Source organism: Microcoleus sp. CZ3-B2 (assembly GCF_036705055.1).
Lineage (GTDB): Bacteria > Cyanobacteriota > Cyanobacteriia > Cyanobacteriales > Microcoleaceae > Microcoleus.
Genome location: NZ_JAUBTN010000017.1, coordinates 17,338 through 31,357 on the forward strand (window position 1 = coordinate 17,338; position 14,020 = coordinate 31,357).

A 14,020-nucleotide genomic window follows, 5' to 3' on the forward strand; every position below is an offset into this window, starting at 1 on the left:
AGCCCCAAAAAACTGCTTTCTTTTCTTCCTTAGCACGCTTCGGTAACGAGACTTTCATCGGTTCGTAAAATACGTATTCGTGAAGCCAGCAGAGATTAAATTCAACCAGTCCAAACACAGCCCTATATAAAACCGTGAATCGAGTTTCTCCCGCAATAGTTATCTTAGGTCAAAACAGCCTGCCGATCGCCCAAACCATCTCCGCAATCTTCCCAGGTTCCCAGATTTACGGTTTAGTCGATCGCACATCCGACACAGACATCAACTTTAGCAACTTCGGCGAAACACTGCGGGAATTGTTCGCAACCCAAACCCCAATCATCGCCATCTGCGCCGCCGGAATCATCATCCGCACCCTCGCCCCGCTGCTGTCAGACAAACGCGCCGAACCCCCAGTCTTAGCCGTCGCCGAAGACGGAAGCGCCGTTGTACCGCTGCTGGGCGGTTTGCACGGCGTAAATGACTTGGCCAGAGAAATTGCCGCCGCCCTCGGCGTGCAGCCCGCCATCACCACCACCGGAGATATCCGCTTTCGCACCGCCCTGCTAAGTCCTCCCCAAGGCTATTATTTGGCTAATCCAGAGGACGCGAAGACTTTTATTTCAAATTTGCTCGCTGGGGCCAAAGTAAGCATTGAAGGGGATGCTAGCTGGCTTTGGGAGAGCAATTTGCCCTTAGCGCAGCCCGCCCCTAGGGGGGCTGCGCCAACGGAGAGGATCGCCCCCGCAGCCAAATTAACCATCCGCGTCACCGAAAAAGCAGTTGTACCGACACCCGACTGTTTAGTTTACCACCCGCAAGTTGTGACATTTGCACTCACGCAACTATCAGATATCGAGCCAGAAAAAGCAATTTATTACGTGCAGCAAATCTTAGAAAATGCAGATTTAGCAGCAGCCTCAGTTGCCGGATTTTTTGCTTTAGAACATGAGATGGGAAATCCGACTTTAGAAGCAATTAGTCAATTTTTCAAAGTTCCCGTGCGTTTTTTGAATCTTCCAGAACTTGTGGAATTCGACACAGTTAAATTAATACAATATAATTCCAGTTTTGATGTCACCGCCGCCCAAATTAGCCTGACAGCAGCGGGCGCAAACAGTCAATTAATCGGGTACGATCGCACAAACGCCTTTTCTTGCGCGATCGCCCTGGCTGCAGAACCGATTGATGCAAGCGCGATCGGCATTAGTCGCGGCAAACTGGCGATCGTTGGTACCGGGCCCGGAGGCGCGCCCTGGATGTCGCCGGAAGTTAAGCAAATTTTGCGCGAAGCCACCGATTGGGTGGGTTACAAGTTTTATCTGGACTTAGCTGGAACCCTGCGAGAAGGACAAAAGCGGCACGATTCCGACAACCGCGAAGAGATCGATCGCGCCCGTTTTGCCCTAGATTTAGCAGCATCCGGCAAATCTGTCGCCGTGGTTTCGTCGGGAGATCCGGGGATTTTTGCGATGGCTGCGGCGGTGTTTGAGGCGATCGACTCTGACAGCAAACCCGAATGGCAAGGCATCGACATTCGGGTAGCACCGGGGATTTCTGCGATGCAGGCGGCCGCTGCTGCGATCGGAGCACCCCTTGGACACGATTTTTGTGCGATTTCGCTTTCGGATATTCTCAAGCCTTGGGAGGTCATAGAACAGCGGATTGCGGCTGCTGCAAAGGCGGATTTAGTTATGGCATTTTACAATCCAATCTCGAAACAGCGGATTTGGCAATTGGGAAGGGCGATCGAGATTTTGTTGCAAACTCGCGATGCTAAAACCCCGGTTGTGTTGGGGCGAAACCTCGGCAGGCCAGGCCAATCCGTGCGCGTTTGCACCCTCGGCGAATTCCAGCCGGAAGATGCGGATATGAGAACTTTAGTAATTGTCGGTTCGAGTCAAACTCGGATTATTCCCCGCAAATATGGAGGAGATGTTTGGGTGTACACGCCGCGCAGGTACGATTTAAATTTGTAGTAATAACTTGGGTTCCGATCTTTAAGGACTGGCTTTTGTGAGTGCGAACTTAATTAATTAGTCTTGGAGGGATGGGCAGTCTGAAACCGGGTTTGATGGACGAAAATTATCTGTTTTGACAGAAAGATCAGGTAAAAAACCCGGTTTCTTCGGTCTTAATGCGTCTAGGAGTGTTAATCTCCGGTTAATTCTGCCTCTTGTTCGAGCTCAGAGTGTTCACTGAGATTGGCGATCGCCTTTGATGTCAGAAATTCTCCGTACTTAGGGCGATCGGCTGTCTGAAGCCGAGTTTCTTTGTCAGAGATCGATCGAATTTAGAGTTCTACTCAACCGCAGTCAGGATTTCAGCTTCATTTTTGGATATCTCTAATTTACATTGCAATCAATAATCTTTTAATTTGTAAATATAAAATTAAGGGCGATCGATATCTGCTACATTTCTTAATCCCGCGACAACTTTACCGTAAAAAAAAATAAACTTTTCACCACGATAACTCATCTATTCCCGTAGATATACCGAGAAAAGATTTTTTTGGATAACATATGCTTAATCAAAAATTAAACAAACGGTTAAGAAAAAATGAAATTCCAAATTCCTCTAACTCCTGGGACTATCACCCAATTTTTGCTTCGAGTTGTAACCTGTCTGGTTGTAATATCTTTCTTAAGTGAGCTGGCCGCGTACTTCTTGCCTGGTGTCCGGTCTGAAAACTACTTCGTCAAGGTATTCAGCGTTAATTCCGAGCGAAACATTCCAACCGCATACTCAGCTTTGGCATTGCTGTTTTGTTCTTTCTTGCTGGGTACGATCGCCTATATGAAAAATTTGGATAGTTGTCGCTACAAGAATCACTGGAAAGTTTTATCATTCATATTTTTATATATATCTATAGACGAAGCTGGTCAATTGCACGAAAAATTGGTACAACCGATGCGAACCATGCTAAATGCCACAGGAATTCTTTACTTTACTTGGGTTGTGCCGGTGGGCATTCTAGTAGTGATATTTCTCTTATCCTACATTAAGTTTCTGTTCCACCTTCCTGTTCCTACACGAAAATTGTTTGTTGCAGCAACTGTTATTTATATTGGAGGAGCGCTAGGGATGGAATTGGTAGGGGCATACCAAGCTTCTGTAGCGGGAGAAGATAATATACCTTACAAGATCATAGTGACGGTTGAAGAGTCATTAGAAATGCTGGGCGTCGTCGTATTTATTCACGCATTGACTTCATATATCAAGACATATTTAGGGGGAGCCAGTTGGAATATTTCCATACAAGGAAAAAACACACAATTTACCGAACATGAAAATATCGGCATACCCGCCCTCAGCGAACCAGCCAACACAAATATCTCAAGGTAAATCACTTACAACCGGGTTTGATGAAGAACGAAAATACTGCATTCTGGTCTTGAATCACAATCAAAAACCCGTTTTTTTTAGTATTAGTTTGTCTGGGAATAGATGTTCTGCAATCTTCGGCGCACCAAACGAGTAATTAGAAGTGGAACAGCTTAGTTCACAGATGCCATCCTCACCTTTACTAAGAATTCACTAAGAGCAACCTTTGCATCAGGATTTGACGGTAAATGACTTGTCAAACTTGCCTCTTCTAATATATTGATTAGCCGATCGCGCTCCTGCTGATAAAATTCAATATCTGTATCTTCCAGCACAAATTTTTCCGCACCAGCCAGCTTGCGATCGATCAAATCGGGAATATACGACAACTGGAACTTGTCGTTAAGTTTCACTAAATTCGCCTCAACTTCCCCCGTTTGCATCAAATGAATCCCCGCCAGCAACACCCGATAAACGTACAGCAGCGGCTTAACTCGACGCGGGCTTTGCTTCTCAAACAATCTCCATTGAGTCTGAGCAAAACCGAGATAGTGGTGGCTGTGGTGCTTGGTAATGCAGTTTGAGGCGAGTTCTTTTAACTCTTCGTGTTCCTTTGTAGTGTAAACTATGAGTGGCGAATACAGTTGTTCCAACACGTAGCCGTTGCGCTTCAACAGCAACTCAAGAAACTTTTTAATATCGTGAGTGACTAAATCGAGTTCCATTTTCTCCCGAACTTCCGAAACCTCGATTGTTTCTTCTCCCGCAATCAGTCCAATTACTTTCGGTAGCGGTAAGATATGTACTCCCCGCAAGTCGAAGTCAGAATCTGCGGAAGGAAAACCGTATAAGTGCGATCCGCTGACAGTCGCAAACAGCAGCGGGTAAGGTCGAACTGAGATGATTTTGGCTAGATTAGAGATATATTCGATCATTTTTCTCTTCAGTCTCGCGTTGCGCGGACTTTGTTTGACAAGAAGCGATTTCAATCGCCGATTGAAATCGCACTTTTACGAGATTTAATCAAAAACTGATTAGCTTTCTCGTAATTAGGACGTTCCGGTAAGGAAGTTTCTGCAAAAGCGCGATCGAACTCTGCGTGCAAGCTCAATCGCCACCGATTCACCTCATCCCAGGATATTTCTTGATTGCGGATAGATAGCAATTGCGATCGAAAATCCTGCACCCGCACCGGCACAAACCCCTCCTTGAGCACCGTAATTCCCGACAGCAACAAGCGAATCAAGTGCATCGCGTGCTTCGATCGCACTTCTCCTGTATTCCGCAAGTCTTGCTCCATTTTTTTAAATTGAGACAAAACGTAGCTATTGTAAGTTTGATAAATTAATTGAGACAGAAAGATTTCCCTAATTTCTAGCAATTCTTGTGCTACAGGAGAAATTGTTTCTACTAAAGGCGTGTACAAACATTCTAGCACATTGGGATTAGCTTTTAGTGCCAAAACCAGAAACTTTTGCAGTTCCCAATAACATTCCTGATTTTCCTTGTTTTCCAATTGTTCTGGAATGCCGTAAAGCGACCAATGAAGTATTGCCGGCGGCTGGTAAATCCCGCGCCTGTCTGTATCGGATTGCTCGTTATCCAAACCGTAGGCTCTGGAACCAACAATGCAGCGGTAAATCACAGAATCATAGAGGTTATATTCGGCGAGAAAATCTCCTCCTGAGTGCAATCCTTCGCTTTGAAACTGTTTGCGGATGCTGAATTCGTGTCGCCGCAGGCTAACTTGTGTTGCGTCTGGGAGTTTGACTAAATATGCGTGGGAATTGTCCGTAGGCGATTGAACGATGACACCTACTAATCCCGGTTTCCAAGATTCGCTAGTTGCAGGGTTTTTGACCTCGATTTTGGTGACAATTTGGGTTCCTGCGGGGATGATTAAGTTGAAATTTTGGGAAATATTGGCATTTGCCATGAGGGAACCTCCTGCGGGGCACGAGCTACATTCTTATTGTAGTATATTTGTAGTAAAAAATGGGTGTTTTGGGCGATCGATCAGTTTGTGCGTAGGTTAAATGCTGTTTCAGTAAGTCTTGCATCTACTTCTAACAGCCCAAAAAGTAGTAGATAAATATTACTTACTTAATTTAAACTTTTGTGCTGATATTTCTACAACAAAGGTACTTCGATGGCAGCAGTAATTCCCGCATAGTGCCTCATAATTATCTCAGGAGTATTACCCACCCATTTTGCTATTTGTACAACATTGATGCCAGCTTCTAGACATTGTGTAACGAATGTGTGCCTAGTATGGTACTGGCTCCTATATTCACTAACTAGACCTTCTTTGACCAACTTTGTTACAACACCATCGACTTTATTTCCATGCCTATTTTTATATCCCTTCCAAGCTCTGTTTAGGAAATTGTGATCGTCAATTTCTTTACCTTCGGGACTGGGGAATACTAAAGATTCTGGCTCGCAACTTTCTGGTTTAATTGATTTTAGAAAGTTTTGTAATTGAGCATTACAAGGAAAAATCCTTGGTTTGCCCGTCTTAATATTTTTTCTATTTCCTCTAACATAAGATTCACAAAAACAGATGTGGTGGCAGTTAGCATCTATATGTTTCCATTTTAGCCCTATAGCTTCCGAAGTCCTGCATCCTGTAAAAAAAAGAAATTTAACAAAAGAGGCATAATGGCTATAGTAACGATCTGTCTCAAAAGCTTTTATGATGGCATCTTTTTCAGCTTTAGAAAAAGGTTTTATGTCCTCTAATTGTTTAGGTTGTGTTTTGATATTCTTGGCCATACCTAAAAAAGGGTTGTTAGAAATATGACCATACTCAACACCCCAATCACAACAAGCTGTGATATTATTTAAATATTTTTTAGAAGTATCGGGCTTGAAATTATTAATCAAATAATCTCTTATTTCTACGGCATCTTCAAGAGATTGTTTGGGTAGCTTTTTAACATGAGAACTTATGGCACTGTAAGCATTTTTAAGAGTGCTAACTGCAACTGTCGGAGCTTTATAAACTACATACATTTCCCACAATTTTGATAGAGTTATTGCTGGTTTTGGCTTAATTGCTTCAACAACAGTCAGATATGTCTGATTTCTGTATTTACCATTGGTAGCTTTCTGTGTAGTGTTCATAGCTTAATCCTGACTATGGCTTTGGAGCAATCATAGTCATTTCATAGTTAATAGTCAATGTAAAGCCAAAAATCTTGGCTAAATCCCCCTAACTCTTGATATATATAGATTTAATAAGATGGGCGATACAGGATTTGAACCTGTGACATCTACCGTGTGAAGGAAGTTAAGGAATGGTTGAAAGCTTTGCTGACCAAAACACTCAGAAATCCCGTTGTCTAGATTCTAGCACTTTCTTCTAGCACAACGGCTGAAATACTGATTCTGTCGTTGCTTGGCTTGTGGTAAGGTTCTAGCAAAATATAGGATATAGAGTGGGCGGTGGGATATTTTTCTCTAAGACGCATTATGCAGGAAACCCTTCAGGTTTCCGGAATTCTCTATACACAAAAATGCGCGGTGGCGGTCGTGGCTGCATTTTAATATTTCTTAATAAACTACAAACCTATAGGTTTGGAATTTGGTTATACACAAAAATCCCGAGTGGACTTGATGCAAAGTGCTACGGATCAACCCTAGGGTTGCGCTTAATACCCAACAAGCCGAAACCTATAGCCAGTATGGGAAAATCTCGTTCTGCTTGGTATAACGAGTTATTTACAGAAACTCATATGAGTTTGTGCCGTAGAGAGTCAATAAAATGCCCCGAAAATCACCCTTGTTTACCTAACCAGTCTCTACCACATCACCATTAAGGGTGACGAGTGATGTTTGGGTGAGAAACGTAGCCTAGGAAAGGATTACAGCTTTTAGGTGCGATCACGGAACATTTAAGTTTTCCACGACAACTTGTCACTACCGAAAATCGAAACCTATAGGGTTTAAGTTTTATTAGCCTCTACCGCTTTTTGATGTCTTTCTGTGCTAGCACTCACTAAGCGCCAAAGGGTTTAACCCTTTGTCTATAGGCTTTACTTGTGCTCAGTCGATTTCGCTCGTTTCTAGTTGTTCTTGCTAAGTCGCGAAGGGTTAAACCCTTTGGGGACGCAGTTCACTTGTTTCTAGTCGTACTCGCTAAGCCGCGAACGGTGTCACCCTTCCAGCACGCGCTCTACTTGCTTTGACCACACTCTGACTACATAGGGAAGGCCATAGGCCTTCCGACTTTGACTACATACTCAGAACACACCCGCCAACTCCCCTCAGTTCTGACAGTGTTTTGACTACACTCTGACACCATAGGGAAACCTAATAGGTTTCCGACTTTGACTACATACTCAGAACACACCCACTAACTCCCCTCAGTTCTGACAGTGTTTTGACCGTGCTCTGACTACATATAGAAACCTAATAGGTTTCTGACTTTGTGTACATACTCAGAACACGCGCTGAAAACTCCCTCTACTTGACCGCTAAATCCTCTCTGTTTTGAGAGTGCTCTGACCACACTCTGACTACATCTACAAACCCGTAGGGTTTGGAACTTTGACAACATACCGAGAACCAGTGCAGTAAATTCTTGCGCGTTGTGTGCTATTCCCCTCCATCAACGACGCGGTGATACTCAGCTTCAGCAGCTTTGTATTTTGCCCTACCACCTCTAGTTAGTCCCCAGATTTCAAGGATGAGTTTTGCCTGCTGTCGTTGCGTTGAAGGCATTAGGTCGCTCATTTTTTTTACTTTCAATTAATTGACGCAGTTGTCGAAACCTTTGCGATCGTTCTTCGGGACTCAGCGGAGGTTCTTCAGTGATCGCAGGTTCCGTCTCGGTAATTGGTGCCGGTTTTTGTGCTTGTGGTGGCGGGCAAGCGCGGAATTTCTGCCACCAATCCTGGAAATCACCTGGCTTCTCTACAAAGCGGTGAAAGCTCCTAATTTCCTGACCTTTCAATTTGCGCCACTGGGAACGGACAAATGCTTCAAATTTTTCTTTGGTGTCACCAGGGAGCTGATTCAAGCGCTGATATTTAGGTTCTGCCGCTGCCGGGGGCTCTACTGCCGCTGCCGGGGGTTCTACTGCCGCTGCCGGGGGTTCTACTGCCGCTGCCGCTGCCGGGGGTTCTTCACCTCCCCACCACATAGAAATGCCTCCGATCGACTCCCACTGAAATTGAATTCCTGGCGTGTTTTCTAGTTGGATCAGGGCCCGGTAAAACGTGGACTTTGGAATCTGAAAGTATTCGTAAAACGAGCGGGGGCTTGGAATATTCAACCTGTGTCCCGCTTGCCTGTAAATTTTGATGATTGTGTAGATATAGCCAGCGGCGGTCAACAACCGATTTTTGTATCTGTCAATGGCATCTTGCAAAAAGATCCGATCGTGCTGCTCTTGACGGGGGAGCTTAAAATTGGGTACACTGACCATAGTTATAAATAAATTTAGGATCGCGGCTGTTTGTGCAGCCGCTTTTTCATTGTATTATCTTAGCCATCGACCGCAACTGTTGACAACACTTTGCACTGCTATTTAATTTAGGGCTCACGGCGTATCACTAATCCACCACAAATATCGCAATGAAACGGATAGACATCAAAAAGCGCCCCTAGCTCTTCTACAAAATTTGACGTTTGTAGAAGAGCCAGGGGAATAACTTAAGCGTGGTTGACAAGTCTCAACAGGGCTTAAGCTCGGCTGACGAGTCTCAAGTCACACTCTCTGGTCGGGTGTCCGTCATAGCAGGGGTAACAAGAAGAATCGGGAATTGTAGTGTGTGTCCACCGCACAAAATAAACCCAGGTCTTAGCATCCAAACCCGATTCAGATTCTGGCAGCCATCGCATACCTAAAATCTCCCCAAAATCAGTAGCAGAGTCGGGAGCACCCTCAGCTTGCTCATCTTCATCAAACTCCCAATCACCAGCCACCAAGTCACCGATCGCAAACTCTGGCAGCGGATAATTTTTAGGAGCTGGAGACTTAGGCGATCGCTTCGCTACTGCTGCCACCGCGACCGCAACAAATTTACTCAGCAGCTCCCGGCGTGGGAACGCCAAGCTTTGCAAGTCTGAACTAGACAAGCGTCCTGAAAATGACATAATAATTTAGCTCCAAACGTTCTGAACCAACGATTTGGGGAAGTCGTAGCTAGCTCGGTGTTGAAGCACCGCGCTGGCCGCGCATATCAAATCTTCCTTACCACTTACAATTGCAGACTTGTTCCAACGTGTCAAGAGGGGCAGAACTGAGTTCGTTCTAGCTAGTAAATGAATTTATTCTAAAGCATTTCACAAAATCGCTGGAACGCTGGTTCAGTAACAGTTCTAGACGTTCATTTTCTGAACACCATTCTGTGAAAAGTTCCCACAAGAACGGCAGTAAGTTCACGCCCTGGATATGCTGTCTCAGGACTCCTCAATCATCAATCATCTCTAAAATCAGTTCCACGTCTGCGAGCGAGGCGTTAGACTTCTTGCGCCTGGTCTTCAACTGGTTAAGGAGATCGGCTGCTTCTGGTAAATCTTTGCTGGCAGTGGCTGATTTTTGTTTCAGGTCTGCGAGCTGCGCTTCCGCTTCCTCTCGATCGGCGCGCTCTGTCTCAAGTTGCGATCGCACTTCCCGCACTTCCTCTCGAAGTTTTTCTGTAACTATGTGGCTGGAGGCTAGCAGCTTAGAGTATTCACCCCGTAACTTCTCATTCTCAGCCTTCAGGTTGCTTAACTCATTCTGCAACCGTTCTACAACCTCATTATCTACTTTGGGCAACTCTAGAGAATCACCCGCCTCGGACTTTCCCGGCAGTGCCTCCTGTAACGTTTTAAAAGCTTTTAGTAATTCCGCTACCTGCGACTCCAGGGTTGTCAATCTATCTTCTGCAACTTCTGTAACCTGCTGTGCAACTTCTACAACCTTATCAGCCCGTGGCACTGGGGGAGCTTCTAATGCTTCCGCAATCTCCTCAAGCTTTGCGATACTTACCTCTGAGCTTTTGCCAATATATTTCTTACGTACCTTTCTTGCAACTTTTCTGCAACCGTACCAGTATTCCCCGTTTTTACCTTCTTTGCGGACTGTGTAGGGTTTGCCGTCTCCTGTAGGCTCATATCTGAAAGAGCCGATCAACTCTAACCACGCCGCACCCTTGGGGGACTCTAGCTCGAATACCTTGCCGTCCTCTGCCTCTATTAATCCTTGCATCACCGAGGGAATTGTCATAGGTTGCGTAATGTGGTTGCCGATCTACTTATGCAACCATGTTACGCAACTTTTAAGCAACTTTCAAGGGTTGCAGAAAAGTATTTTGGGTACGCCACAGATACACAGTAATTTGCCTTCCGTTCACCAGCCCACTACAGCACAACTTTAATGTTCAGCCCACCAAAAATAAAATTTTTGACGGGCCGAAAAAGTTATTTGCTGGTGTGGCGTTCTGAGAAAATATTGATACCCCTATCACTATCGCTTCTCAGAACATGAACCATTCTACTAAACTGTCGCGCCGAAAACTGCTGCTACTGTTGGGCGGAAGTTTATTGGCTGCCACAACAATTTCCACCCCATCCGAGGCCGCAAAGAAGGGAGGAAGAATTCGTATCGATCGCTATCCGCGAAACCGGAACCGCAACAACGACGATGCAACTCCATCTCCGACACCTTCTCCCACTCCGCCACCAGCACCGGAGCCATACCGCCCGACTTCTCCGGTCGTGATGCTTGGGGTTGGAGGAGGCCTTCTTGGTGGGTTTGGGTTCTTAGGTGCATGGCTAATAAAGATGAATCAGAAATCTACCACACCAACTCCAGAGCCTGTGCAGCGTCGAGTAAAACCCGTGAAACAAGCAGCCCCCGAAGTTGCTGACTGGTACGTTTTCAGATCGGGTAAAGCCGAGGGCCCGTACACCGCACTGCAACTTTGGGAAGTTCAAAAAATCACAGATCGCACCAAAGTTAGGCGAGGGGAAGCTGACTGGCAGCGGGCCGGTGAAGTTTCAGAACTGGCAAAGTATCTTACAAAGAAATAGATATACCTTCTTTTGCGGGCACAAAAGAGCGATCAGCTCCGACCATTGCAGAATTTCCAGAAGCGGCCGACTTGCTTAACCGACTCAAGGCACGGCGTAAAAAATCTGGGGCAAGCTTGGCAGACATTGAGGCGATCCTGGAGTTGCTCAGCGGGTAAACCGACTTATCAAATTTCATGGACTTCTAAACTTCCAAATACAGCCGGTGCCGTTAACCGAAATTGCTTTCTAGCACTTCTGTCAATCCAAAAATTAAAAAAAATCTCTCACGGAGATTTGTTAAATATTTGAAGAATATATGAGACGTGCTGGAACCCGCGTCCTGAGAACGTTCTAGCGTGTTCTGATTCCACGAATGAGACTGAAGTCTAACGAGTGAGACTGAAGTCTCATTAGTGAGACAACTTTCTTTGTAAAAAAAAACCGGAAAAGGGCGATCGCAACACCGTTTTGGGTAGAAAAATTTTCTAGCACTTTTTTCTAGCACTTTTCTAAATCCAAAATCTTAGAAAATCTCTCGCAGAGATTTGTTAAATATTTGAAGAATAGATGAGAGACGCCAGAACCCTCGTTCTAGCAAGGTTCCAGCGCCTTCTGGTTCCACGTGTGAGACTAGAGTCCCATTAGTGAGACTAGAGTCCCATTAGTGAGACAATTTTGTTTCGAGATAAAATATGTACGAGAAAATGGGCGATACAGGATTTGAACCTGTGACATCTACCGTGTGAAGGTAGCGCGCTACCACTGTGCCAATCGCCCGAAGATAACTAACATAACATACTAACTCCAAATTCGCAACTAAATTTTTCCAAAAAATTCAGCCGCTGGTTTCCGAGTTAAACTCGACACAATGCCCACAACACAGGCATTTGTCGAGTCTGGCATCAATCAACCTGCCACCAACCCGCCGCAGGGCCGACAAACCGCACCACAATCCACCAACCCACCAACAGGCTAATCCCGATCCAGCTTCCGCGAGATGTCCACCTCACAAAATCTTCGCTTTGGGTTTTCGTGATTGGCAGCCACGAAACGATGCGCTCTTCTTTACCTAATTCGTCGCCGATCGACTCTTTACGACGCTTAGCTTCACCCATAATTTTTGTCTGCTAAATCAGATTTCAATTGTATAACCAACCAAATTATACGCCAACAGGTCATCTCAGGCCAGCGTCAGCCAAGTCGTATCCAAATAATTAATCCTCGCAAACGGACTCAGCGCCGCTAAAACCTGCTGCCCGTAACTGCGGTGAATCACCCTACTGTCAAAAATCGCCACAACCCCCTGACGTTCTCGCACCGGCGCGATCGCCCGTTGCAACTCATTCAGCGCCGCCGGCAGCAAATACAACCGAAACCAATCTAGACGCCGCTCCTTATAATCAGCCACACGCGCCGCCACCAAAGGATTCTCCAAGGTAGGTAGCGGCAAAGTGGCGATCGCCAGCAAGTGAGGCACGCTCAACTCCCCCTGATGTTCCCGCCAAAACTCCCACCCAGTCACCAAAATCCCATTCTCGCCCACATCAGTTTTTTCAACCTGCACCCGAGAACCGAACTCAGAAGCCAAAATCGCCGCCAGCCGAGCCCTCAGCGGTACATCACCCACAATCAACACCGTTAAACCCGCCACCGACACGCTCATCAACAGCAAAGTCCGAATTTCTTGAATCAAAACACCCTGAAATTCCGGCGTATTCGGCAGCGGCAGCCAGTTGGGAATGTACAGTTGAATTAATTCGTTTTGTCGATCGGGCGAAAACTTCACACTCGTCAACTCTGGCAATCCCATCATTTGCCGGAAGATCGGAGCCTTCGGTTCCAAATCCACCGCACAGCCAATCAACACCACAGGCACGGCAGACCAAATTTTGCCCAAAACCTCCGCCACCTGCACCGGCGCGCAGTAGAGAGAAAATGACCCGCTCGATCGATGAATTTGCGCCCACCGCAGTTGGCCGTTAGTTTGCCAGCAATGCCAAAAATTACTCCAAGCAGCCGGCGGAATCAGCCCGTTAAGCTCGATCCTTCCTAGCAGCCCCTCCAAAATATTTTGCTCTGCCGTTTCCAGCAAATAGCACTCGTCAGGCTTAGCTGGATGCAAAAACACAGCCCGCGTTAGCAGTACCCGCACTTGGAGGATTTCATCCGCCAGCATTGGCTCAGATTGCATTAAATCATTCCAGTCAGGAGGTTGCAAACCCGCAGTCAACTGCTGGCGCGTCCAAACTTCCAAATCATCCACACCGTCGATAATTGTCGGAATATTGCCGCGAAGTTCCGAATTTTCCGCCAAGCTATCCGCCAGCCAAGACTCTGGATCTATGAGCATCAGCCCTTGGAAATCGGCATTATGGGAATAAATCTCGATCGGCTTCTCTGTTTGCAGCCACTCTTGCAAGCGAGGAATTTCCACCCGCTGCAAATGTTCCAGCAGCGGTGTCGGCGCGACTAAAATCACCGGATCGGGCCACATCAACACCGGCATCAAATAACTGACTCGATACCGCTGTCGGTAAGCTCCTGCGGGCAGCCCCGTTTGAATTAGAGCGCTGCGCCCCAAGCGCAAAGCCCGCGCCACGAGACGCGCCATCGTTAAATGGTGGGGCCAGTGCGGCTCGGAGTGCGATCGCAAGAAGCGGAGCAGCGAGTTGTGGACTTCTACCTCAATCAATCGATTTCACAGTTGATA

At 46.2% G+C, this 14,020-nt stretch carries 13 protein-coding genes and 1 tRNA gene; 3 read left to right on the top strand and 11 right to left on the bottom strand.

Going from position 1 to position 14,020, the window contains the following annotated elements:
- Positions 1-134 precede the first annotated feature (134 nt).
- Both cobJ and QUA97_RS10245 read left to right on the top strand, forming a co-directional pair.
- Complete coding sequence (gene cobJ / locus QUA97_RS10240) at positions 135-1,958, top strand: precorrin-3B C(17)-methyltransferase (RefSeq protein WP_333194545.1); 1,824 nt, start codon at positions 135-137, stop codon at positions 1,956-1,958.
- Positions 1,959-2,646: 688 nt separating this feature from the next.
- Complete coding sequence (locus tag QUA97_RS10245) at positions 2,647-3,324, top strand: hypothetical protein (protein WP_333194546.1); 678 nt, start codon at positions 2,647-2,649, stop codon at positions 3,322-3,324.
- 152 nt (positions 3,325-3,476) lie between these two features.
- Here the strand turns inward: QUA97_RS10245 and QUA97_RS10250 are convergent, their stop codons facing one another.
- The 8 genes from QUA97_RS10250 to QUA97_RS10285 all read right to left on the bottom strand — a co-directional run bounded on the left by QUA97_RS10250 (position 3,477) and on the right by QUA97_RS10285 (position 11,068).
- A complete protein-coding gene (locus QUA97_RS10250) occupies positions 3,477-4,238 on the bottom strand; it encodes a nucleotidyltransferase domain-containing protein (protein WP_333194547.1) in 762 nt (253 codons plus the stop codon).
- A 50-nt stretch (positions 4,239-4,288) separates the two neighbouring features.
- The gene (locus QUA97_RS10255; RefSeq protein ID WP_333194548.1) at positions 4,289-5,239 is read right to left on the bottom strand and encodes a nucleotidyltransferase domain-containing protein; all 951 of its coding nucleotides are present in this window, start codon (positions 5,237-5,239) and stop codon (positions 4,289-4,291) included.
- Positions 5,240-5,433: 194 nt separating this feature from the next.
- Complete coding sequence (locus tag QUA97_RS10260) at positions 5,434-6,429, bottom strand: site-specific integrase (RefSeq protein WP_333194549.1); 996 nt, start codon at positions 6,427-6,429, stop codon at positions 5,434-5,436.
- Between the two features lie 218 nt (positions 6,430-6,647).
- Positions 6,648-6,776: a hypothetical protein gene (locus QUA97_RS10265; protein WP_333194550.1), complete on the bottom strand. Its 129-nt coding sequence runs from the start codon at positions 6,774-6,776 to the stop codon at positions 6,648-6,650.
- A gap of 1,211 nt (positions 6,777-7,987) precedes the next feature.
- Positions 7,988-8,734, bottom strand: a complete 747-nt coding sequence (locus QUA97_RS10270) for a hypothetical protein (protein ID WP_333194551.1) — start codon at positions 8,732-8,734, stop codon at positions 7,988-7,990.
- Between the two features lie 257 nt (positions 8,735-8,991).
- Entirely contained in the window at positions 8,992-9,405 is a 414-nt protein-coding gene (locus tag QUA97_RS10275; protein WP_333194552.1) for a hypothetical protein, read from the bottom strand.
- 316 nt (positions 9,406-9,721) lie between these two features.
- Positions 9,722-10,522: a hypothetical protein gene (locus QUA97_RS10280; protein WP_333194553.1), complete on the bottom strand. Its 801-nt coding sequence runs from the start codon at positions 10,520-10,522 to the stop codon at positions 9,722-9,724.
- Positions 10,523-10,792: 270 nt separating this feature from the next.
- A complete protein-coding gene (locus QUA97_RS10285) occupies positions 10,793-11,068 on the bottom strand; it encodes a hypothetical protein (protein WP_333194554.1) in 276 nt (91 codons plus the stop codon).
- Positions 11,069-11,079: 11 nt separating this feature from the next.
- Between QUA97_RS10285 and QUA97_RS10290 the strand changes: the two genes are divergently transcribed.
- A complete protein-coding gene (locus QUA97_RS10290) occupies positions 11,080-11,328 on the top strand; it encodes a DUF4339 domain-containing protein (RefSeq protein WP_333194555.1) in 249 nt (82 codons plus the stop codon).
- A 687-nt stretch (positions 11,329-12,015) separates the two neighbouring features.
- Here QUA97_RS10290 and QUA97_RS10295 read toward each other — a convergent pair.
- From QUA97_RS10295 to QUA97_RS10305, 3 genes are all read right to left on the bottom strand, one after another.
- Positions 12,016-12,087: transfer RNA gene (locus tag QUA97_RS10295), tRNA-Val, on the bottom strand.
- Between the two features lie 125 nt (positions 12,088-12,212).
- Positions 12,213-12,425: a DUF2839 domain-containing protein gene (locus QUA97_RS10300; RefSeq protein WP_194066220.1), complete on the bottom strand. Its 213-nt coding sequence runs from the start codon at positions 12,423-12,425 to the stop codon at positions 12,213-12,215.
- 65 nt (positions 12,426-12,490) lie between these two features.
- Positions 12,491-14,002 carry an ATP-dependent DNA helicase gene (locus tag QUA97_RS10305; protein WP_333194556.1) on the bottom strand — a complete coding sequence of 504 codons (1,512 nt, stop codon included), beginning with the start codon at positions 14,000-14,002 and terminating at the stop codon, positions 12,491-12,493.
- Positions 14,003-14,020 lie beyond the last annotated feature (18 nt).

What these genes read in the sequence shown, in the direction of transcription:
- QUA97_RS10250 (WP_333194547.1), bottom strand. Translation starts at nt 4,238, where the DNA reads ATGATCGAATATATCTCTAATCTAGCCAAAATCATCTCAGTTCGACCT.
- QUA97_RS10255 (WP_333194548.1), bottom strand. Translation starts at nt 5,239, where the DNA reads ATGGCAAATGCCAATATTTCCCAAAATTTCAACTTAATCATCCCCGCA.
- QUA97_RS10260 (WP_333194549.1), bottom strand. Translation starts at nt 6,429, where the DNA reads ATGAACACTACACAGAAAGCTACCAATGGTAAATACAGAAATCAGACA.
- QUA97_RS10265 (WP_333194550.1), bottom strand. Translation starts at nt 6,776, where the DNA reads ATGCGTCTTAGAGAAAAATATCCCACCGCCCACTCTATATCCTATATT.
- QUA97_RS10270 (WP_333194551.1), bottom strand. Translation starts at nt 8,734, where the DNA reads ATGGTCAGTGTACCCAATTTTAAGCTCCCCCGTCAAGAGCAGCACGAT.
- QUA97_RS10275 (WP_333194552.1), bottom strand. Translation starts at nt 9,405, where the DNA reads ATGTCATTTTCAGGACGCTTGTCTAGTTCAGACTTGCAAAGCTTGGCG.
- QUA97_RS10280 (WP_333194553.1), bottom strand. Translation starts at nt 10,522, where the DNA reads ATGACAATTCCCTCGGTGATGCAAGGATTAATAGAGGCAGAGGACGGC.
- QUA97_RS10285 (WP_333194554.1), bottom strand. Translation starts at nt 11,068, where the DNA reads ATGCACCTAAGAACCCAAACCCACCAAGAAGGCCTCCTCCAACCCCAA.
- QUA97_RS10290 (WP_333194555.1), top strand. Translation starts at nt 11,080, where the DNA reads ATGAATCAGAAATCTACCACACCAACTCCAGAGCCTGTGCAGCGTCGA.
- QUA97_RS10300 (WP_194066220.1), bottom strand. Translation starts at nt 12,425, where the DNA reads ATGGGTGAAGCTAAGCGTCGTAAAGAGTCGATCGGCGACGAATTAGGT.